At 65.8% G+C, this 20,440-nt stretch carries 23 protein-coding genes; 20 read left to right on the forward strand and 3 right to left on the reverse strand.

What is annotated here, in order from left to right; translation table 11 throughout:
* Positions 1–9 precede the first annotated feature (9 nt).
* The 11 genes from QFZ42_RS10330 (at position 10) to QFZ42_RS10380 (ending at position 10,413) form a co-directional block, all read left to right on the forward strand.
* Positions 10–984 (forward strand): aliphatic sulfonate ABC transporter substrate-binding protein, encoded by a 975-nt coding sequence (locus QFZ42_RS10330; protein ID WP_307700864.1) that lies wholly within the window; start codon positions 10–12, stop codon positions 982–984.
* Positions 981–1,811, forward strand: a complete 831-nt coding sequence (locus QFZ42_RS10335; protein WP_307700865.1) for an ATP-binding cassette domain-containing protein — start codon at positions 981–983, stop codon at positions 1,809–1,811. The genes QFZ42_RS10330 and QFZ42_RS10335 overlap by 4 nt, the downstream gene beginning before the upstream one ends.
* 34 nt (positions 1,812–1,845) lie before the next feature.
* Positions 1,846–3,132 (forward strand): O-acetylhomoserine aminocarboxypropyltransferase/cysteine synthase family protein, encoded by a 1,287-nt coding sequence (locus tag QFZ42_RS10340; protein ID WP_307700866.1) that lies wholly within the window; start codon positions 1,846–1,848, stop codon positions 3,130–3,132.
* Positions 3,133–3,152: 20 nt separating this feature from the next.
* Entirely contained in the window at positions 3,153–3,749 is a 597-nt protein-coding gene (locus QFZ42_RS10345; protein WP_307700867.1) for a malonic semialdehyde reductase, read from the forward strand.
* 65 nt (positions 3,750–3,814) lie between these two features.
* Positions 3,815–4,030 carry a TOBE domain-containing protein gene (locus tag QFZ42_RS10350; RefSeq protein WP_007829250.1) on the forward strand — a complete coding sequence of 72 codons (216 nt, stop codon included), beginning with the start codon at positions 3,815–3,817 and terminating at the stop codon, positions 4,028–4,030.
* A 191-nt stretch (positions 4,031–4,221) separates the two neighbouring features.
* The gene (locus QFZ42_RS10355; protein WP_307700868.1) at positions 4,222–4,701 is read left to right on the forward strand and encodes a rhodanese-like domain-containing protein; all 480 of its coding nucleotides are present in this window, start codon (positions 4,222–4,224) and stop codon (positions 4,699–4,701) included.
* Between the two features lie 41 nt (positions 4,702–4,742).
* Positions 4,743–5,657, forward strand: coding sequence for a serine O-acetyltransferase EpsC (epsC, locus tag QFZ42_RS10360; protein ID WP_307700869.1), 915 nt, complete (start codon positions 4,743–4,745; stop codon positions 5,655–5,657).
* Positions 5,654–5,923: a helix-turn-helix domain-containing protein gene (locus QFZ42_RS10365; protein WP_307700870.1), complete on the forward strand. Its 270-nt coding sequence runs from the start codon at positions 5,654–5,656 to the stop codon at positions 5,921–5,923. Before epsC ends, QFZ42_RS10365 begins: the two co-directional genes overlap by 4 nt.
* Before the next feature lie 63 nt (positions 5,924–5,986).
* Complete coding sequence (locus QFZ42_RS10370) at positions 5,987–6,919, forward strand: family 2A encapsulin nanocompartment shell protein (RefSeq protein WP_013541112.1); 933 nt, start codon at positions 5,987–5,989, stop codon at positions 6,917–6,919.
* Between the two features lie 63 nt (positions 6,920–6,982).
* A complete protein-coding gene (locus QFZ42_RS10375; RefSeq protein WP_373423383.1) occupies positions 6,983–8,959 on the forward strand; it encodes a family 2A encapsulin nanocompartment cargo protein cysteine desulfurase in 1,977 nt (658 codons plus the stop codon).
* A gap of 86 nt (positions 8,960–9,045) precedes the next feature.
* Entirely contained in the window at positions 9,046–10,413 is a 1,368-nt protein-coding gene (locus QFZ42_RS10380; protein WP_307700872.1) for an NAD(P)/FAD-dependent oxidoreductase, read from the forward strand.
* Here QFZ42_RS10380 and QFZ42_RS10385 read toward each other — a convergent pair.
* Together QFZ42_RS10385 and panE are read right to left on the reverse strand one after the other, a co-directional pair.
* A complete protein-coding gene (locus QFZ42_RS10385; RefSeq protein WP_307700873.1) occupies positions 10,400–11,095 on the reverse strand; it encodes an Asp/Glu/hydantoin racemase in 696 nt (231 codons plus the stop codon). The two genes, QFZ42_RS10380 and QFZ42_RS10385, sit on opposite strands and share 14 nt — an antisense overlap.
* Before the next feature lie 9 nt (positions 11,096–11,104).
* A complete protein-coding gene (gene panE / locus QFZ42_RS10390) occupies positions 11,105–12,037 on the reverse strand; it encodes a 2-dehydropantoate 2-reductase (RefSeq protein ID WP_307700874.1) in 933 nt (310 codons plus the stop codon).
* 183 nt (positions 12,038–12,220) lie between these two features.
* Between panE and QFZ42_RS10395 the strand changes: the two genes are divergently transcribed.
* Positions 12,221–12,778: an NADPH-dependent FMN reductase gene (locus QFZ42_RS10395; protein WP_307700875.1), complete on the forward strand. Its 558-nt coding sequence runs from the start codon at positions 12,221–12,223 to the stop codon at positions 12,776–12,778.
* A 101-nt stretch (positions 12,779–12,879) separates the two neighbouring features.
* Here the strand turns inward: QFZ42_RS10395 and QFZ42_RS10400 are convergent, their stop codons facing one another.
* Positions 12,880–13,527, reverse strand: a complete 648-nt coding sequence (locus tag QFZ42_RS10400) for an FMN-dependent NADH-azoreductase (protein ID WP_307700876.1) — start codon at positions 13,525–13,527, stop codon at positions 12,880–12,882.
* Positions 13,528–13,658: 131 nt separating this feature from the next.
* On the opposite strand from QFZ42_RS10400, the gene QFZ42_RS10405 reads away from it, so the two are divergent.
* The 8 genes from QFZ42_RS10405 (at position 13,659) to QFZ42_RS10440 (ending at position 20,435) form a co-directional block, all read left to right on the forward strand.
* Complete coding sequence (locus tag QFZ42_RS10405; protein WP_307700877.1) at positions 13,659–14,573, forward strand: LysR family transcriptional regulator; 915 nt, start codon at positions 13,659–13,661, stop codon at positions 14,571–14,573.
* A 124-nt stretch (positions 14,574–14,697) separates the two neighbouring features.
* Entirely contained in the window at positions 14,698–15,339 is a 642-nt protein-coding gene (locus QFZ42_RS10410) for a peroxiredoxin (protein ID WP_258506056.1), read from the forward strand.
* Between the two features lie 24 nt (positions 15,340–15,363).
* A complete protein-coding gene (locus QFZ42_RS10415; protein ID WP_307700878.1) occupies positions 15,364–15,939 on the forward strand; it encodes an RBBP9/YdeN family alpha/beta hydrolase in 576 nt (191 codons plus the stop codon).
* The gene (locus QFZ42_RS10420; RefSeq protein ID WP_307700879.1) at positions 15,936–16,961 is read left to right on the forward strand and encodes a sulfate ABC transporter substrate-binding protein; all 1,026 of its coding nucleotides are present in this window, start codon (positions 15,936–15,938) and stop codon (positions 16,959–16,961) included. The genes QFZ42_RS10415 and QFZ42_RS10420 overlap by 4 nt, the downstream gene beginning before the upstream one ends.
* A complete protein-coding gene (gene cysT / locus QFZ42_RS10425) occupies positions 16,962–17,849 on the forward strand; it encodes a sulfate ABC transporter permease subunit CysT (RefSeq protein ID WP_307700880.1) in 888 nt (295 codons plus the stop codon).
* Between the two features lies 1 nt (position 17,850).
* Positions 17,851–18,744, forward strand: a complete 894-nt coding sequence (gene cysW / locus QFZ42_RS10430; protein ID WP_307700881.1) for a sulfate ABC transporter permease subunit CysW — start codon at positions 17,851–17,853, stop codon at positions 18,742–18,744.
* 90 nt (positions 18,745–18,834) lie between these two features.
* A complete protein-coding gene (locus QFZ42_RS10435) occupies positions 18,835–19,932 on the forward strand; it encodes a sulfate/molybdate ABC transporter ATP-binding protein (protein ID WP_126746404.1) in 1,098 nt (365 codons plus the stop codon).
* Positions 19,929–20,435, forward strand: coding sequence for a disulfide bond formation protein B (locus QFZ42_RS10440; protein ID WP_307700882.1), 507 nt, complete (start codon positions 19,929–19,931; stop codon positions 20,433–20,435). Before QFZ42_RS10435 ends, QFZ42_RS10440 begins: the two co-directional genes overlap by 4 nt.
* Positions 20,436–20,440 lie beyond the last annotated feature (5 nt).

The raw sequence follows: 20,440 nt of genomic DNA on the forward strand, positions 1-20,440 counted from the left end.
GCAGGGCAGATGACCACGCATGCCAACATTTCCCGTCGAGCGGCCATTGCAGCGATCGGCGCGATCGGTGCCGGCGCCGTGCTGGCCCAGGGCGCCGCACGGCCCACCACGGTGCGGCTCGGCTACCAGAAATCGTCGACGCTGATCGCCCTGCTCAAGGTGCAGGGCACGCTCGAGAAGCAGCTTGCGCCGCTCAATGCCACGCTGAGCTGGCACGAGTTCACCAGCGGCCTACCGCTGCTCGAGGCGCTGAACCTCGACAACCTGGACATCAGCGCCGACGTGGCGGACACCGTGCCGGTGTTTGCGCAAGCGGCCGGCGCCGACCTGACCTTCGTTGCGCAGGAAGCGCCTTCTCCCGCCGCGCAGGCCATTCTTGTGCGCGAAGACTCGCCGCTCAAGTCCGTGGCCGACCTCAAGGGAAAGAAGGTCGGCTTCGCCAAGGCGGCCGGCGCGCACTACCTGCTGATCGCGGCGCTGGAAAAAGCCGGCTTGTCCTTCAAGGACATCGATCCCGCCTACCTGACGCCGGCCGACGGCCGCGCCGCCTTCGAGCGCGGTGCCATCGACGCCTGGGCGGTGTGGGATCCGTTCCTTGCCGCGGCCCAGCGCCAGGCCAAGGTGCGCGTGCTGGCCGATGGCACCGGCATTGCCTCGTACCAGCGCTACTACCTCGCCAGCACCAAGTTCGCGAAGGCGCGGGCGGACGTGCTGCGCGTGGTGTATGCCGAACTCGAGAAGACCGGCAAGTGGGTCAAGCAGAACCCCAAGGAAGCGGCGGCGCTGCTGTCGCCCGTGTGGGGGCTGGACGCCGCGACGATCGAACAGGCCAACGCACGGCGCAGCTACGCGGTGCGTCCGGTGCTGGCCGAAGCACTCACCGAACAGCAGCGCATCGCCGATGCATTTTTTGCAGAAAAGCTGCTGCCAAGAAAAATCAACGCGCTCGACGTGGCGCTGTTTCAACCGGGCCTGAAATCATGAGTGCCGTTCTGAAAGACATCCAGCCGCTGGCCATCGCAGGCGGCGTGCGCCTCGAGGCGCGCGGGCTGCACAAGCGCTACGGCGAACGCGAGGTGCTGCGCAACACGCAGCTCACCATCGAGCCCGGCCAGTTCATCGCCATTGTGGGGCGCAGCGGTTGCGGCAAGAGCACGCTGCTGCGGCTCATTGCGGGGCTCGAAGAAGCCACGTCGGGCGGGCTCTATACCGACGGCAAGGCCATCGACGGCCTGCACGACGACACCCGCATCATGTTTCAGGAAGCGCGTTTGCTGCCCTGGCGCCGCGTGCTCGACAACGTGACGCTGGGTTTGCCGAGCGAGGCCAAGGCGCGCGGCAAGGAAGTGCTCGCGCAGGTGGGCCTGGCCGACCGCGAAAACGAATGGCCGGCTCGCCTCTCGGGCGGGCAGCGCCAGCGGGTGTCGCTCGCGCGGGCCCTCGTGCATCACCCCCGGCTGCTGCTGCTCGACGAGCCGCTGGGCGCGCTCGACGCACTCACGCGCATCGAGATGCACCGGCTGATCGAAAACCTCTGGCAGCGCCACCGCTTCACGGCGCTGCTGGTGACGCACGACGTGCAGGAAGCCGTGGCGCTCGCCGACCGCGTGATCCTGATCGAAGACGGCCGCATCGCGCTCGACGAGAACATCGCGCTCGCAAGGCCGCGCTCGCAGGGCGACCCGGCGTTTGCGGCCATCGAGAAACGCATTCTCGACCGCGTGCTGCAGAAGGCCGGGGAAACAGAAGCCGCCGACACCGACGCAAGCTGGCTGCAGCCCTCCGCGCACACCCTGCGCTGGGCCATCTGATTCCGTTCATCCACAAAAACAGAAAGGCAGTTGCATGTCGCAGAACTGGAAATTCGAAACCCTCTCGGTGCACGCCGGCTATTCGCCCGAGCCGACCACGCGCGCCGTGGCGCCGCCCATCTATCAAACGGTGGCGTATGCCTTCGACAGCGCGCAGCACGGCGCCGACCTGTTCGACCTGAAGGTGCCGGGCAACATCTACACCCGCATCAACAACCCGACGCAGGACGTGCTCGAGCAGCGGGTGGCCGCGCTCGAAGGCGGCATTGCGGCGCTCGCGCTGGCATCGGGGCAGGCGGCCGTGACCTACGCCATCCAGACCATTGCCGAAGCCGGCGACAACATCGTCAGCAGCACCGCGCTGTATGGCGGCACCTACAACCTGTTCGCGCACACGCTGCCGCAGTTCGGCATCACCACGCGCTTTGCGGACCACCGCGACCCGGCCAGCTTCGAGAAGCTGTTCGATGAGAAGACCAAGGCGGTTTTCGTCGAATCGCTCGGCAACCCGGCCGGCAATGTGACCGACATCGCGGCCATCGCCGAAATTGCGCACCGCCACGGCGTTCCGCTCATCGTCGACAACACCGTGCCCTCGCCATACCTGAGCCGGCCCATCGAGCATGGCGCCGACATCGTGGTGCATTCGCTCACCAAGTACCTGGGCGGACACGGCACCAGCATCGGGGGCGCCATTGTCGATTCGGGCAAGTTCCCCTGGGCCGAGCACAAGCAGCGCTTCAGACGCCTGAACGAGCCCGACGTGAGCTACCACGGCGTGGTCTACACCGAGGCGCTGGGCGCGGCCGCCTACATCGGCCGTGCGCGCGTGGTGCCGCTGCGCAACACGGGCGCAGCCATCTCGCCGTTCAATGCCTTCCTGATCCTGCAGGGCATCGAGACGCTGGCGCTGCGCATGGACCGCATCAGCAGCAACGCGCTCGCGGTGGCGCAGCATTTGAAGACGCACAAGGCGGTGAACTGGGTCAACTACGCAGCGCTCGAAGACCATCCCGACCATGCGCTGGCGCAGAAATACTTCGGCGGCAAATCGAGCGGGGTGCTGACTTTCGGCATCGGCAGCGGACGCGAGGGCGGGGCGAAGTTCCTCGATGCGCTGAAGCTCTTCACGCGCCTCGTCAACATCGGCGACGTGCGCTCGCTGGCCACGCATCCGGCCTCGACCACGCACCGGCAGCTGTCGCCCGAAGAACTCGCCAAGGCCGGCGTGACGGAAGACACCGTGCGCCTGTCGGTCGGCATCGAGCACATCGACGACCTGATCGCGGACCTCGACGTGGCCCTGGCCGCCGCGTCCTGAACGTTTTCACGAACAAGACCATGACAACACTCAACGCCATTCCCGAAGCGGCGCTCGACCAGCTGTTCCGCAAGGCGCGCACCGTGCACGCCTTCAAGCCGGTGCCCGTGACCGACGAACTGATCCGCAAGCTCTACGATCTCGTGAAGTGGGGCCCGACCGCCTACAACGCGCAGCCCGCGCGCTATGTGTTCGTGCGCAGCGAAGAGGCCAAGGCGAAGCTCAAGCCCGCCGTTTCCTCAGGCAACACGACGCAGACCCTGCAAGCCGGCGTGACGGTGATCGTGGCGCACGACACGCGTTTCTACGAGCACCTGCCCACGCAGTTCCCAGCCTACGACGCCAAGCCCTTCTTCGAGAAGAGCGCCGAAGCCGCACAGGCCACGGCCTTTCGCAACAGCAGCCTGCAAGGCGCCTACCTGATCCTCGCGGCGCGCTCGCTCGGGCTCGACGTGGGGCCGCAATCGGGCTTCAACGCGGACCTGGTCGACAAAGCCTTCTTCCCCGATGGCCGCTATCGCGCGAACTTTCTCGTCAACCTCGGCGTGGCCGACCATGCCGGCACCTTCGAGCGCGGACCCCGGCTGGCGTTCGACGACGTGGCCGAGATCGTCTGAAGTCCGGCCGACCCATTCACCCATCAGTTCATCCATCCTTACTTCAACCCGAAAGAGAAACCATCATGTCCATTCAAGCCATCAACGTGCGCAATCAGTTCAAGGGCAAGGTCCGCGAGATCATCCGCGGCGACGTCGTCTCCGAAGTCGATGTCGAAACCGCCTGGGGCATCGTGACCTCGGTCATCACCACGCGCTCGGTCGACGAACTGCAGCTCAAGGTGGGCTCCGACGTGGTCGCACTCGTCAAATCGACGGAAGTTTCGATCGCCAAGCTCTGACGGACCCTCGGGCTTGCGAACAACCCGGCGCTGTTTGGCGTCGGGTTTTTTTGCGCGCCCTGCCATCGTTCTATAGAACGCGTGGTTGTTAGGAATCGACTTTTCAGTTGTTGGACCTTGGGCGCGAGGCTCCTACAGTGTTGGCTATCGCCACCAAGGCAAATTCGAACGCATCACAGGAGCCGCACCGCATGTCAGCCGAAGTCGAAGAACTCGTTTTGCCCGAAGCACTGGAACAGGCGCGCGCCAAGGCGGCCGAAGCCCACTGGCCCTACGCCGGCGGCGTGACGCCGCCCGTGGCCTGGGAACTGGTGCAGAAGGGCCAGGCCGTGCTGGTCGATGTGCGCTCCGGCGAGGAACGCAAGTTCGTCGGCCATGTGCCCGAAAGCCTGCACGTGGCGTGGGCCACGGGCACGGCACTCAGCCGCAATCCGCGCTTCGTGCGCGAACTCGAAGCCAAGCTTGCCAAGGACGGCGGCAAGGAGGCGGTGGTGCTGCTGCTGTGCCGAAGCGGCAAGCGGTCGGCGCTCGCGGCCGAAGCGGCAGCCAAGGCCGGCTTCACGAATGTCTTCAACGTGCTCGAAGGCTTCGAGGGCGAAATCGACGAACGCCAGCACCGCGGCGGTGCCGACGGCTGGCGCTTTCACGGGCTGCCGTGGGTGCAGGACTGACCGGCGCGCACCCGACAAGACGTTCACCGGAGAACATACAAATGGCCCATTTCGAGGTGAGCGATATCGTGCGCGCGCTGCATGCCGTGCGCGACGAATGGCGCGATTCGCAGCGGCGATCGCGCGAGCCCGGCGCACGCGAGTTTCCGTCGCGCGACGCGCTGGCGCAGGTTGTGGAGTCGCTCAAAGGGGCGCTCTTTCCGATGCGGCTCGGCCCGCCGGACCTGCGCCACGAGAGCGAAGACTTCTACGTCGGCCATACGCTGGACGCGGCCCTGCAGTCGCTGCTGGTGCAGGCCCGGCTGGAGCTCAATTTCAATGCCCGTCATCAGCCGCGCTCCGCGAGCGAGATCGACGATACCGCCACCGAGGCCGTGCGCCAGTTCGCGAACGCACTGCCCGGGCTGCGCCGCCTGCTCGACAGCGATGTGCTCGCGGCGTACCAGGGCGACCCCGCCGCGCGCAGCGTGGACGAAGTGCTGCTGTGCTACCCGGGCGTGCTCGCGATGATTCATCACCGCCTGGCGCACCAGCTCTACAAGCTTGGCTTGCCGCTGCTGGCGCGCATCGTTGCCGAGCTCGCACATGGGCAGACCGGCATCGATATTCATCCCGGCGCGCAGATCGACGCGGGTTTCTTCATCGATCACGGCACGGGCGTCGTGATCGGCGAAACGGCGGTCATCGGCAAGCGCGTGCGCCTGTACCAGGCCGTGACACTCGGCGCCAAACGTTTTCCGACCGATACCGAGGGCAACCTGCAGAAGGGCCTGCCGCGGCATCCGGTGGTGGAAGACGACGTGGTGATCTACGCCGGTGCGACCATCCTCGGCCGCGTGACGCTGGGCAAGGGCGCGGTCATCGGCGGCAACGTGTGGATCACCGACGACGTGAAGCCGGGCGCCAGCGTAACGCAGGCCAGTTTGCAGAATGCACCGAAAGCGAGCGCGCCATGAAGGCCTTTGTCGAAGACTTCGGCCTGACCGTGCGCCAGCTGCGCGAGGCGCAAGGCTGGTCGCAGGAACAACTGGCCGAGCGCTCGGACCTCAACCGCTCGTATGTGGGCGAGGTCGAACGCGGCCGCGTGATCCCGTCGATCGTCACCGCGCAAAAGCTTGCGACCGCACTGGAGATCAACATCGTCAACCTGCTCGCGCGCTGCGAGCAACTCGAACAATCGCGCCTCGCACGCCGGATCAACTTGGCGGCTATAGCCTGTTGAGGGAAAACCCTTGGCCGCTGGACACTGGCGACCAATTTCTTACCCTCCACGGAGTCTTCATACATGAGCGCAACAGTCGGTGGTACCACCGCCCTTGGCGACAACGCCGCACGCCAGCTGGCCAATGCCACCAAGACAGTTCCCCAGCTCGAGACCATCAGCCCGCGCTGGCTGACGCACCTCTTGCAATGGGTGCCGGTGGAGGCGGGCATCTACCGCGTCAACAAGGTCAAGAACCCCGAGTCGATCAAGGTCACCTGCACGTCGCGCGAAGAAGAAAACCAGCTGCCGCGAACCTTCGTCGACTACGAAGAAAACCCGCGCGAGCATTACCTCAACGCCGTGAGCACCGTGCTCGACGTGCACACCCGCATCTCCGACCTGTACAGCAGCCCGCACGATCAGATCAAGGAGCAGCTGCGTCTCACGATCGAAACGATCAAGGAGAACCAGGAGAGCGAGCTCATCAACAATCCCGACTACGGCCTCTTGGCCCAGGTGACCGACGAGCAGCGCATCTTTCCGCTGACCGGCGCGCCCACGCCCGACGACCTCGACGAGCTGCTCACCAAGGTGTGGAAGGAGCCCGCGTTCTTCCTCACGCACCCGCTCGCCATTGCCGCCTTTGGCCGAGAAGCCACGCGGCGCGGCACACCGCCGCCGACCGTGAGCCTGTTCGGTTCGCAGTTCATCACCTGGCGCGGCATTCCGCTGATTCCGTCGAACAAGGTGCCGGTGGCCGACGGCAAGAGCAAGATCCTGCTGCTGCGCGTGGGCGACAAGCGCCAGGGCGTGGTGGGCCTGTTCCAGCCGGGTCTCTCGGGCGAGCAGAGCCCGGGGCTGTCGGTGCGCTTCATGGGCATCAACAACCATGCGATCGCGTCGTACCTGATCTCGCTGTATTGCTCGCTGGCGGTGCTGACCACCGACGCGCTGGCCGTGCTCGACGACGTCGAGATCGGCAAGTACCACGACTATCCCGACACCTACAAGTAAGCCGCGGTGAGTACACCCACGACTCCGGGCGAGGCGCCGTTCGACCCGGCCATCCTCGCGCGCATGGCGAGCGCCATGTTCTCCGCCCTGCCGGGTACGGCACCTGCCTATTCACCGGGCACGCCGCCGACCTCGTTGCCCGGCGTGGCGAGCGGGCTGGTGCCGGGCGCGCAGTTCCCCGCCAACATCGCGCCGCCGGGCTCGCCGCTGGTGAGCCCCGCGGGCTTCGGACCGAGCGTGCCGGGAACGCCGATCCCGCAGGGGCAGATTCCGGGCGCCAATGTGCTGCCGGCTTCGCCGACCCAGCTGCCTTCGCTCGCGAACCGCGCGCCGGCCTTGCTGCCGCATGCGGTGGCGGGCAACGGCGTGCCGGACAACGTGCTGTCGGTGGCGCCGGCCTTCGAGCCGCGTTCGGGCGGCGCAGTGATGGGGGTGCCGCAGCAGGTCGGGGCGCCTCTTGCACCCTCTGCGCCGCAAACGGCAGCATCGCCGTTCTACTTCCTGAACAACAGCTACGGGCACCCGACGGCCGGTGTAGCCTCTGCCATCTCCGCGCCTCCGCAGGTCTTGCCCCCTCTCCCGCTTGCGGGAGAGGGCTGGGGTGAGGGTCTGCGGCCGAGCCAGGGCGCGGGGTCACCCCTCACCCCAACCCTCTCCCCAGAGGGGCGAGGGAGCCGATCCCAGGTGCAAGGGAGTGAGAAGCCGCAGTTCTACTTCGTCGATGCAGTGCGCTTGCCCAGCGGCTTCGTCACGCCGGCCAAGCCGGATCCGCGTGGCCCCGATGCCGTGCCGTTGGCCGGCAGCGGCCAGCATCCGCCGTTCGATGTCAATGCCGTGCGCCGCGACTTCCCGATCCTGCAGGAGCGCGTCAACGGCAAGCAGCTCGTGTGGTTCGACAACGCCGCCACCACGCACAAGCCGCAATCGGTCATCGACCGCATTGCGTACTTCTACGCGCACGAAAACTCGAACATCCACCGCGCGGCGCATGAATTGGCCGCTCGCGCCACCGACGCCTACGAAGGCGCGCGGGAGCGCGTTCGAAAGTTCATCAACGCACCCGAAGTCGAAGAAGTGATCTTCGTGCGCGGCACCACGGAGGCCATCAATCTCGTGGCCAAGAGCTGGGGCGGGCAGCACGTGGGCGAGGGCGACGAGATCATCGTCTCCAACCTCGAGCACCACGCCAATATCGTGCCGTGGCAGCAGCTCGCCGCCGCCAAGGGCGCGAAGCTTCGCGTGATTCCGGTGGACGACTCGGGGCAGGTGCTGCTCGACGAATACCGCAAGCTGCTGAACGACCGCACGAAGATCGTCGCCGTCACGCAGGTCTCGAATGCACTGGGCACCGTGGTGCCGGTGAAGGAGATCGTCGAACTCGCGCACCGCGCCGGCGCCAAGGCGCTGGTCGACGGTGCGCAGTCGGTCTCGCACATGCGGGTCGACGTGCAGGACCTCGGCGCCGACTTCTTCGTGTTCTCCGGCCACAAGGTGTTCGGCCCGACCGGCATCGGCGTGGTCTGGGGCAAGCGCGAAGTGCTCGAAGACATGCCGCCCTGGCAGGGTGGCGGCAACATGATTGCCGATGTGACCTTCGAGAAGACCGTGTTCCAGCCGATCCCGAACAAGTTCGAGGCCGGCACCGGCAACATCGCTGATGCGGTGGGCCTGGGCGCCGCGATCGACTACGTCAACAAGATCGGCATCGAGAACATCGCGCGCTACGAGCACGACCTCCTGGTGTACGGCATGGCGCAGCTCGGTGCGATCCGGGGCGTGCGGCTGATCGGCACGGCGGCCGACAAGGCCAGCGTGATGTCTTTCGTGCTCGACGGCTACACCACCGAGGAGGTGGGGCATGCGCTGAACGACGAAGGCATTGCGGTGCGTACCGGCCACCACTGCGCGCAGCCCATCTTGCGGCGCTTCGGTGTGGAGACGACGGTGCGGCCTTCGCTCGCGTTCTACAACACCTTCGATGAAATCGATCGGTTGGTGGCCGTGGTGCGGCGCTTGTCGGGGCAGCGCCGCGCCGGTTGATGCGGTGGTGGTGAGCAGGCGCGGCTCGTGCCGGGGCGCCGGCCGCGCTATGCTTCGCCGTCATCAACAATGTTGCTTGCCTCCGCATGTCCTTGCCTCAAGCTACTTCATCCGTTTCTCCCATGCCCCGGGCTGCCGACGAATCCTGCGACGTCCTCGTGGTCGGCGGCGGCCCAGCGGGTTCCACGATTTCGGCGCTGCTGGCGCAGCAGGGCCGCAAGGTGGTGCTGCTCGAAAAGGCGCACCACCCGCGCTTTCACATCGGCGAATCGCTGCTGCCGGCGAACGTCGAGCTTTTCGACAAGCTCGGCGTGCGCGACCAGGTCGAGAAAATCGGCATGCCCAAGTTCGGCATCGAGTTCGTTTCGCCGGACCATGAATACCGCAGCTATGTGGACTTTGCCGAGGGCTGGGACAAGTCGCTCGACTCCGCCTGGCAGGTGCGCCGCTCGGAACTCGACGAGCTTCTGTTCCGCAACGCCGCCGCGCGCGGTGCGCAGGCCATCGAAGGCTGCAAGGTGCGCGACGTGGCTTTCGATGCTGACGGCGCCACGGTGCAGGCCGAGATGGACGACGGCGCCAAGCGCAGCTGGCGCGCCCGCTTCGTGGTCGACGCCACCGGCCGCGACACGCTGCTGGCCAACAAATTCCGCTGCAAGGAAAAGAACCCCGACCACAACAGCACCGCGCTGTTCGGCCACTTCACCAATGCCGAACGCCTCGAAGGCAAGAAGGAAGGCAACATCAGCATCTGCTGGTTTCCGCACGGCTGGTTCTGGTTCATTCCGCTGGCCGACGGCACCACCAGCGTCGGCGCCGTCTGCTGGCCTTACTACCTGAAGACGCGCGACAAGCCGCTGAAAGATTTCTTCTACGACACCATCGCGCTCTGCCCGGTGCTGGTGGAGCGGCTGAAGAACGCCACGCTGGTCGATGACGCCGTGCACGCCACGGGCAACTTCTCGTATTCGAGCACGCACGCGACGGGCGACCGCTACCTGATGCTCGGCGACGCCTTCACCTTCATCGATCCGATGTTCTCGTCGGGCGTCTATCTGGCGATGCACAGCGCCTTCGACGGTGCCCAGCTGGTGGCGACGGCCCTCGACAAGCCGGCCGAGCTGGCGCCGGTACGCGAGGCCTTCGAGGCCATGATGCGCAAGGGCCCGCGCGAGTATTCGTGGTTCATCTACCGCGTGACCAACCCGACGATCCGCGACATGTTCATGCACCCGGGCAATCCGTTCCGCGTGAAGGAGGCACTGATGTCGCTGTTGGCCGGCGATATCTATCGAGGCACGCCGATGTGGCGGGCGCTCGGCATGTTCAAGTTTCTCTACTACTTCATTTCGGTCACCCACATGCGCCGCACATGGGAAGGATGGAAGCAGCACCGCGTGAACACCCGCGACATGGGTGCGTTGAAGGGCGAGACGATTCTCAAATCGGACTAGCGGCCTGCGCGGCCCACGCCGTGCGCGAGGCGCGCAGCGTTGCCACGGCATGCGCAACACCCGGGGCAGGGCTGCCGAGCACCTCGATGCCGAGGTCTGCGAGCTCGTCCGCGACCGGCGCCATCGAGGCCTGCGCCAGAACCACGACATCCGCGGCGACGGCGGCGGTGCGAATCGCATCGGCCAGTGTCTCGATGTAGCGCGTGGTGTCGCCGGCTTCGAAGTGCGCCCAGGCCCCTTCGACCAGGAGCACGCTCGGCTTGACACCGACGCCGGCCTGCGCGGCGGCTGAAAGAACCAGTGCGGTCGTCGGCTCCAGCGTGCTTTCGAGCGCCGCGGCAATCAGTACCCGCGGACCGGCGCGCACCGCACGGTCGGCCATGGCACGGTCGATGCGCTGGGCCGTGAAGGCGCCGCCCGTTGCGGTTTTTTCCGCGATGTCGCCGATGGTCGAGCAGGTGCAGGCAACCACGGCGGCACCGCCGGATGCGGCCTCGCGCATGGCCTCGTGCACGCGTGTGGCCAACTGCGGGTTGTCGATGCCGGTGGCGCGGGCCTCGTGCAGCAGCTCTTCCATCACCAGATGGCGCACCTCCAGTTCAGGCGCGATCTCGCGGGTGAGGCGCTCGAAGGTCGGCACATGAACCTGCGCCGTGTGGAGGAAGGCGATGGCGTCGGTCATTGAAAAACCTCAGGCGGTTTCGCGGGCGCGTTGCGCCTCGTAGGCCTTCAGGTGCACGTAGGCCGTGCGCAGCACCGAAGGCACCGGCGAATGGCCAGCGGGCGCGCGGCTCAGCAGGTCGCCGACGATGTGGTCGGCCTCCACCGGCGCGCCGCGCACGATGTCCTTGTGCATGGATGCGGTCATCGGCGAGCCCGGCGCGGTCATGATCTTGCGGCCGCGTTCGATGGCCGCCGGCCGCGGTGCGAATCCGTTGTGAGCGGCGATGGCGCAGCACTCGTCGAAGATCGCAAGCGCCACATCCTGGCCGCCCGCGCTCACGATGTCGCCGATGGAAGCGCGCATCAGGCTCGTGAGGCCCGCCGCCGAAGCGATGAAGACCCACTTCTCCCACATGTCCTGCGAGATGGTCTCGCTGGCGGTCGCGTCGAATCCGGCGCCCGCGAACTGGGCCGCAATGGCGTCGACGCGGGCCGAGCGTCCGCCCGCGCGCTCGCCGTAGCTCAGGCCGTGCATGTCGTTGAGGTGCAGCACGCGGCCTTCGTCGTCCAGCGTGGCGGAGATCATGCAAAGGCCGCCCAGCACGCGCTCGCCGCCGAAGCGTTCGACCAGGCGGTCGATGTGGCTCATGCCGTTGAGCAGCGGAAGAATGACGGTGCTCGGGCCGACCGCGGGCGCGAACGAATCCATGGTCGAGTCGAGGTCGTAGGCCTTGCTGCCGACCACGATCACGTCGAAGGGCGAATTGATGTCTTCGGCCAACACATGGGGCGGCGAGGGCAGGTGCAGGTTGCCGAACGGGCTCTGAACCACCAGCCCGGTTTTTGCGATTTGCGCCGCGCGCCGCGGGCGCAGCAGAAAGGTCACGTCGCGCCCCGCCTCCAGCAACCGGCCGCCGAAATAACCGCCGAGCGCGCCGGCGCCCACCATCAGAAATCGCATCGTGAATCGCTCCTGAGTCGAAAGGACTCTGGCGATGATGCACGCGATTGCGCAAGGCTGCTTAGCGCGCCGAAAAGGCGCAGCGGGACGGATGAGCTTTTCTGGAAAAGGTCTTGGGTGCTTCGCATAATTGTTTTCGCCACTCCATTCCCCGATTCATCTATTTTTCAAGGAGCTTCATCCATGAGCCAGACCCGAATTGCCGTGATCGTCGGCAGCCTTCGCAAGGATTCGTTCAACCAGAAGCTGGCCCTGGCGCTGGCGCATCTTGCCCCTTCGAATTTCACGTTCGAGCATTTGCGCATCGACGATCTGCCTTTGTACAACCAGGACGACGACGGCAACCAGGCCCCTTCGGTGAAGCGGCTCAAGACCGAGATTGCCGCGGCCCAGGGGTTGCTGTTCGTCACGCCCGAATACAACCGTTCGTTTCCGGGCGTGCTGAAGAACGCGATCGACCACGCTTCGCGTCCCTACGGCCAGAGCGCCTGGGCGGGCAAGCCTGCGAGTGTGGTGGGCATTTCAGTGGGCGCCACCGGAACTGCGTTGGCGCAGCAGCATCTGCGCAACGTGCTGGCCTACCTCGACGTGCCGACGCTGGGAGCGCCCGAGATATTCCTGCAGTTCAAGGACGACCTGTTCGACGACAGGGGCCACATCGGCAACGAGGGCACGAAGAAATTCCTGCAAGGCTGGATGGACAAGTACGTGGCGTGGATCAAGAGCCACGCGGCGGCCTGACGCGCGCCCGGGATGTCGGGCCGGGCAGCACTCGCGGCGAACTGTACCCATGAAAAAAGCCGCCCTGGGCGAGGGGCGGCTTTCCTTTGTAAAGCAGCGGCTCAGGCGGTCTGGGCCAGGTTCTTCTGGTTGGCCGCTTCGGCCGTCGCCGCGAGGATGTCGGCACGTGCGGCTGTCAGCGCGGCGGCCTTGGAGGCATCGCCCATGGCCAGGCCTTCGGCGCGCACGAAGCGCACATCGGTGATGCCGAAGAAACCGAAGATCACCCTCAGGTAGCTCTCCTGGTGTTCCGTGGCCTGGCCGCCTTCGGTGGTCGAGTAGATGCCGCCGCGGCTGGACGCCACGATCACGGTCTTGCCGGCGGCGAGGCCGGTGGGGCCCTTTTCGGTGTACTTGAACGTGCGGCCGGGTTGGGACAGGCGGTCGATCCAGGCCTTGAGCTGGGTCGGAATCGAGAAGTTGTACAGCGGTGCGCCGACCACGATGACGTCGGCGGCGAGGAACTGGCTCACGAGCTTTTCCGAAAGTTCGTTCTCGCGCAGCTGGGCTTCGGTCGGCTGGGCCTGGATGCCGGTTTTGACGCCGAGGGCGTCGGCGCTGAAGTGCGCCGGGGCATTGGCAGCGAGGTCGAGGTACTCGACGGTGGTATCGGGATGCGCGGCTTTCCATGCAGCCACGATCTCGGCCGTAAGGACGCGGGAGGTGGAGTAGGCACTCAGGATGCTGGAGTCGATGTGGAGCAGCTTCATGGTCATTCACTTTCGTGTGGAGGTCGGCGCTCAAAAGTGGCCGGCGATGGGGGAATTCTATTTTTGGTGCTAGTTATTGATAAGTAGGCAAAATCTGCCTACATTGTTCTGTTTACGGGACAATGAGCGCCATGCAGGACCTCAACGACATGGTTTTCTTCGCTGAAGTGGCCGAGCGCGGTGGCTTTGCCGCAGCAAGCCGCGCGCTCGGCATTCCCAAATCGCGGCTGTCGCGCCGCGTGGCTGAACTCGAGGAGCGGCTCGGCGTCCAGCTGATGCAGCGCAGCACGCGGCGGCTTTCGCTCACCCCTGCAGGCGAAATCTATCTCCGGCATTCGGCCGCCATGCGCGATGCGGCGCAGGCAGCGGCCGAAGCGGTGGCGCAGGTGCAGACCGAGCCCAGCGGCACCGTGCGGCTGAGCTGCCCGATCACTATCGCGCACAGTGGACTGGGACAATTGCTGACCCGGTTCATGGCGCTTTACCCGGCCGTTCGGATCGACTTGCGGGTGATGAACAGGCCGGTCGATCTGATCGAGGAGGGCATCGACATCGCGCTGCGTGTACGCCCGGCCATCGAGGACAGCACGACGCTCGTGGCCAAGGTTCTGGGAACGAGCCGCGCGGTGCTGGTGGTCAAGCCGGACTTGCTCGAGCGCCAAGGGCCGGTGAACACGCCAGCCGACCTCGCGCGCCTCCAGACTGCGGCGATGTCGGCCAACGCCGAGGGGCGCAGCGAGTGGCGGCTCGAAGGCCCCAAAGGCGAAATCCATGTGCACGTTCATGCGCCGCGCTACGTGGCCGACGATCTCACGACCCTGCGGTTGGCCGTGCTGGAGGGCGCGGGCGCGACCTTCTTGCCCGGCTACATGTGCCGTGACGACGTGGACGCCGGCCGGCTCGTGAGGGTGCTGCCGGACTGGGGGCCGGGGCCGGTCATCGCGCACATGGTTTTTCCGGCCCGGCGGGCGCTGGTGCCGGCCGTCCGCCGGCTGATCGATTTCCTGGCCGAGCACCTGCACGAAAGCGGATCCGGCATGTTCTAGGCTCCAAATAGCTGGGCTTGTTGCTCCTTATGCGAAAAACGCCATAACCAAACAAGTAGATATTCGTTTGACGTTGAAGCAGCCCTTCGCACAATCCCAGGTCCCATCCATTCAAGGAGCGACCATGGCAACCCTGCGACTCGGCGACACAGCCCCCAATTTCACCCAGGACTCCAGCGAAGGCCCCCTCGACTTCTATCAATGGGCGGGCGATTCATGGGTGGTGTTCTTCTCGCACCCGGCCGATTTCACGCCCGTGTGCACCACCGAACTCGGCAAGACCGCGGCGCTCTCGGGCGAATTCGCCAAGCGCGGCGTGAAGCCGATTGCGCTGAGCGTCGACCCCGCCACCAAGCACAAGGAATGGATCGGCGACATCAACGAGACGCAGAACACCACCGTGAACTTCCCGATCGTTGCGGACCACGATCGCAAGGTGGCCGACCTGTACGACCTGATTCACCCGAACGCCTCGGCCACGGCCACGGTGCGCAGCGTGTTCATCATCGATCCGAAGAAGGTGATTCGCGCGACCATCACTTACCCCGCATCGACCGGCCGCAACTTCGACGAGATCCTGCGCGTGATCGACTCGCTGCAGCTCACCGACAGCCACAAGGTGGCCACGCCCGTGAACTGGAAGGACGGCGACGACGTGGTCATCATCCCGAGCATCCAGGACCCGGCCGAACTCGCGGAGCGCTTTCCCAAGGGCTTCAAGGCCGTGAAGCCTTATCTGCGCATCACGCCGCAGCCCAACAAGTAAGCACGCGGCAAGGCGATTTTCATCGTGCAGACCCGTGTGGTGATCGTGCCCGGCTGGCGCGACTCCGGTCCCGGCCATTGGCAGAGCCTCTGGGAAGAGCGCATTCCGGGTGCGGCGCGGGTGGTGCAGGACGACTGGGCTTCGCCCAAACGCGAAGCCTGGGTCGCCACGCTGGCCAAGCTGGTGCTCGAGAGCGACGGTCCGGTCGTGATTGCGGCGCACAGCCTGGGCTGCATTGCCACGGCGCACCTGCCGGCGGAGGCGGTGGCGCGCATCCGCGGCGCGCTCCTGGTGGCACCGGCCGACCCCGAGCGCCGGGCCGTGCTGTCCGACTTCGCGCCCGTGCCGTATGCGGCGCTGCCGTACCGCAGCATCGTGGTGGCGAGCAGCAACGACCCGTATTGCCCGATTCGTCTGGCCGGCGCATATTCCCGCGCCTGGGGCAGTGAGTTTGTCCGCATGCAGAATGCGGGGCATATCAATATCGATTCGGGGCATGGGGACTGGCCGCTCGGCCTGGCCTTGCTCCAGTCGTTGACCGACGAGCCCACCGCCTGGCCGGCGGGCCGTGAATTTTCAGAAACCTTGGCAACTACATGATTTCCAGACTCAAGACCTTCGTCGCCGTGCTCGCGTTGGCGTCGTCCGCATTTGCAGGCAGCAGTGCCTTCGCCCAAGGTTCGTCCGGCACCACGCTGCTGAACGCCTCGTACGACGTGGCGCGCGAGTTCTACAAGGACTACAACGCGGCGTTCGTGGCCCACTACAAGAAGACCACCGGCAAGGACGTGAAGATCGACCAGTCGCATGGCGGCTCCAGCGCCCAGGCGCGCGCGGTGGCCGACGGCCTCGATGCCGACGTGGTGACCATGAACACCTCGACCGATATCGACTTTCTTGCCAGCACCGGCGTGGTCGCGAAGGACTGGAACAAGCAATTCCCCGAGAACGCATCGCCGACCACCTCGACCATGCTGTTCCTGGTGCGCAACGGCAACCCCAAGGGCATCAAGGACTGGGAAGACCTGGTCAAGCCCGGCGTGCAGGTCGTCATCGTCAACCCCAAGACCGGCGGCAACGGGCGCTATGCCTACCTTGCGGCCTGGGGCTACGTGAAGAAGAAGGGCGGCACCGACGCCCAGGCGGCCGAGTTTGTCGGCAAGCTGTTCAAGAACGTGCCGGTGCTGGCACGCGGCGGCCGCGATGCGACCACCGCCTTCCTGCAGCGCAACATCGGCGATGCGCTGATCACCTTCGAATCCGAAGTGGTGTCGATCGACCGCGAGTTCGGCTCGGGCAAGGTCGACTCGGTCTATCCATCGATCAGCATCGTGGCCGAGAACCCGGTAGCGCTGGTCGATCGCACGACCAAGAAGAAGGGCACGGGCGAGCTCGCCAAGGCGTACCTCGACTGGCTCTATTCCGAAGAAGCGCAGGAAATTGCGGCCAAACATGCATTGCGCCCGCGTTCGCAAGCCGTGCTCAAGAAGTACGCCGCCACGTTCAAGCCGCTGCAGCTCTTCACCGTGCAGGAACTGTTCGGCAGCCTCGGCGATGCACAGAAGGTGCACTTCAACGACGGCGGCCAGTTCGACAAGCTCTACACGCCCGGCGCAAAGTAAATGAGCGGCGCTGTTTCTTCGGCGCTCCCGTCCGCGGGAGCGCCGCTTTCGCATGTGAACCGGGCAGGGGGCGCAAGGCGGGTGCTGCCGGGCTTTCACATCACGCTCGGCTTTTCGATCTTCTATCTCTGCCTGATCGTTCTGATCCCGCTGTCGGCGCTGGTCTTCAAGACCTTCACGCTGAGCTGGGAGCAGTTCTGGGTGGCCGTGACCGCACCGCGCGTGATGGCCTCCTACCGGCTGACCTTCGGCGCCTCGCTGATCGCGGCGTTGGTGAATGCCGTGTTCGGCCTGCTCGTGGCCTGGGTGCTGGTGCGCTACAAATTTCCGGGCAAGCGCATCGTCGACGCGTTGGTCGATTTGCCGTTTGCGCTGCCCACGGCGGTGGCCGGCATTTCGCTGACCGCGCTGCTTGCGGGCAACGGCTGGATCGGGCAGCTGCTCGAGCCGCACGGCATCAAGCTGGCGTTCACGCCGGCGGGCATCGTGATTGCGCTGATCTTCATCGGGCTGCCGTTCGTGGTGCGCACGGTGCAGCCGGTGCTCGAAGATGCCGAGAAAGAGCTTGAAGAAGCCGCCACCTCGCTCGGTGCGACGCGGCTGCAGACCTTCACGAAAGTGATCTTTCCGTCGATTGCGCCCGCGCTGCTGACCGGCTTTGCGATGGCCTTCGCACGCGCCATCGGCGAGTACGGCTCGGTGATCTTCATTGCGGGCAACATGCCGATGATTTCGGAGATCACGCCGCTCATCATCATCGGCAAGCTGGAGCAGTACGACTTTGCGGGCGCCACGGCGGTCGCGCTGGTGATGCTGGTCATCTCATTCGTCCTGCTGCTGGTCATCAACGGCCTGCAAGCCTGGCAGCGCCGCCGCGCGGGAGCCTGACATGAGTGCCCCTTCCAAAATTATTCGCCGCGCGCAGGCCGGCACCACCGAGTCGGCCTGGGTGCGCTGGACGCTGATCGGCGTTGCGCTCGCGTTCATGTTCCTGTTTCTGGTGCTGCCCCTGGCGGCCGTGGCGACCGAGGCCTTGCGCAAAGGTGTCGGCGCCTATCTCGAAGCGCTGAAGGAACCCGACGCCTGGAGCGCGATTCGCCTCACGCTGATCACGGCCGCCATCGCGGTGCCGCTGAACCTGGTGTTCGGCGTGGCCGCGGCCTGGGCCATCGCCAAGTTCGAATTCCGCGGCAAGGCGTTTCTGACCACGCTGGTCGACTTGCCGTTCGCGGTGTCGCCGGTGGTGGCGGGCCTGATCTACGTGCTGGTGTTCGGCGCACAGGGCTGGTTCGGCCCGTGGCTTGCCGAGCACGACATCAAGATCATCTTCGCCGTGCCCGGCATCGTGCTGGCGACGATCTTTGTCACCTTTCCGTTCATTGCGCGGGAACTGGTGCCGCTGATGCAGGCGCAGGGCACCGACGAAGAACAGGCCGCCATCGTGCTCGGCGCGACCGGTTGGCAGACCTTCTGGCGCGTGACGCTGCCCAACATCAAGTGGGGCCTCTTGTACGGCGTGATTCTTTGCAACGCACGCGCCATGGGCGAGTTCGGCGCGGTGTCGGTGGTGTCGGGCCACATCCGCGGCCAGACCAACACCATGCCGCTGCATGTGGAGGTGCTTTACAACGAGTACCAGTCGGTGGCTGCGTTCGCCGTGGCCTCGCTGCTCGCCATCCTGGCGCTGGTCACGCTGGTGATCAAGTCGGTCATCGAGTGGCGCCACGAGCGTGAGATGAAGGCCATTGCGGAGCTGCCGCCGGAGCGTCCCACGCACGCTTGAAAAGTCCCGTGGTGAGGGGAGAACCCTCACCCCGACCCTCTCCCCCAAGGGGAGAGGGAGTCATCAGAAGAAGGCAGAGGAAGAGATTCCATGAGCATCGAAATCCGCAACATCAGCAAGCAGTTCGGCGACTTCCGGGCGTTGAACAACGTGAACCTCGACGTCGAGTCGGGCGAACTCGTCGCGCTGCTCGGGCCGTCGGGCTGCGGCAAGACTACGCTGCTGCGCATCATCGCGGGCCTGGAAACGGCCGACACCGGCAGCATCCTGTTCTCGGGCGAAGACACGACCGACGTGCATGTGCGCGAACGCCAGGTGGGCTTCGTGTTCCAGCACTACGCGCTGTTCCGCCACATGACGGTGTTCGAGAACGTGGCGTTCGGCCTGCGCGTGAAGCCGCGCAAGGAGCGTCCGAGCGACGCGCAGATCAAGCAGAAGGTGACCGACTTGCTCAAGCTCGTGCAGCTCGACTGGCTGGCCGACCGCTACCCCTCGCAGCTCTCGGGCGGCCAGCGGCAGCGCATCGCGTTGGCGCGTGCGCTGGCGGTGGAGCCCAAGGTGCTGCTGCTCGACGAACCCTTCGGTGCGCTCGACGCCAAGGTGCGCAAGGAGCTGCGCCGCTGGCTGCGCCGGCTGCACGACGAGCTGCACGTCACCTCGATCTTCGTCACGCACGACCAGGAAGAGGCGCTCGAAGTGGCCGACCGCGTGGTGGTCATCAACAAGGGCCGCATCGAGCAGGTCGGTTCGCCGCAAGAGGTCTGGGACCAGCCCGCCAGTCCTTTCGTCTACGGCTTCCTGGGCGACGTGAACCTGTTCCACGGCCGGGCCGACAACGGCGCGGTGCAGCTGGACGGCATGCGCCTCGACTCGCCCGAACACAGCGGCGCGCGCGACGCCAAGGCCATGGCCTACGTGCGACCGCACGATCTCACCGTGGAGCGCTACACCGCCGGCGCGACCGGCATCGTGGCGACCTTGTCGCGTGCCATCGTGGTCGGCCCGATTGCGCGGCTGGAACTTGAGCCCACCGAAACGAATCCAGATAATCCGGGCTCCGGAACCATCATCGAAGCGCAAATCCCTGCGCAACAGTTCCGTGAACTGGGCTTGAACGAGGGCGACACAGTGGTCGCCACGCCGCGCAAGGCCCGGGTGTTCGTAGAAGAAGATTGGGTTTCCCCTTGATCGATTGGTACTTCGGCGCGCCGCGCCGCGCGTATGGGCTGATCTGCCTGGCTTGCGTTCTCATGCTGGCCTTCGGGCTCTATCTGCAGCACGTGGTCGGGCTCGAGCCTTGTCCCATGTGCATCGTGCAGCGGTATGCCTTGGTGCTGGTGGCGCTCTTCACCGGGCTGGCCGCCATGTTCCGCAGCCGCGGCCTGCAGGTGGCCGGCGGGGTGCTGGCGCTGGTGTCGGCCATCGGCGGCGGCTACACGGCCGCGGCGCAGAGCTGGCTGCAGTGGTATCCGCCCGAGGTCGTGTCGTGCGGGCGTGACCTGTACGGAATGATCGAGACCTTCCCGCTCAAGCGGGCGCTGCCGATGATCTTCCGCGGCGGCGGCGATTGCTCGAAGGTCGATTGGTCGTTGTTCGGCCTGACGCTGGCGAACTGGGCGTTCGTTGCATTTGCCGTTCTCACGATCCTGCTGCTGGTGTTGATCTTCCGCAAGCGCGCGGCAGTGCGCTGAGCCTG

Origin of the sequence: Variovorax paradoxus (genome assembly GCF_030815855.1) — a bacterium.
Classification (GTDB): Bacteria; Pseudomonadota; Gammaproteobacteria; order Burkholderiales; family Burkholderiaceae_C; genus Variovorax; species Variovorax paradoxus_M.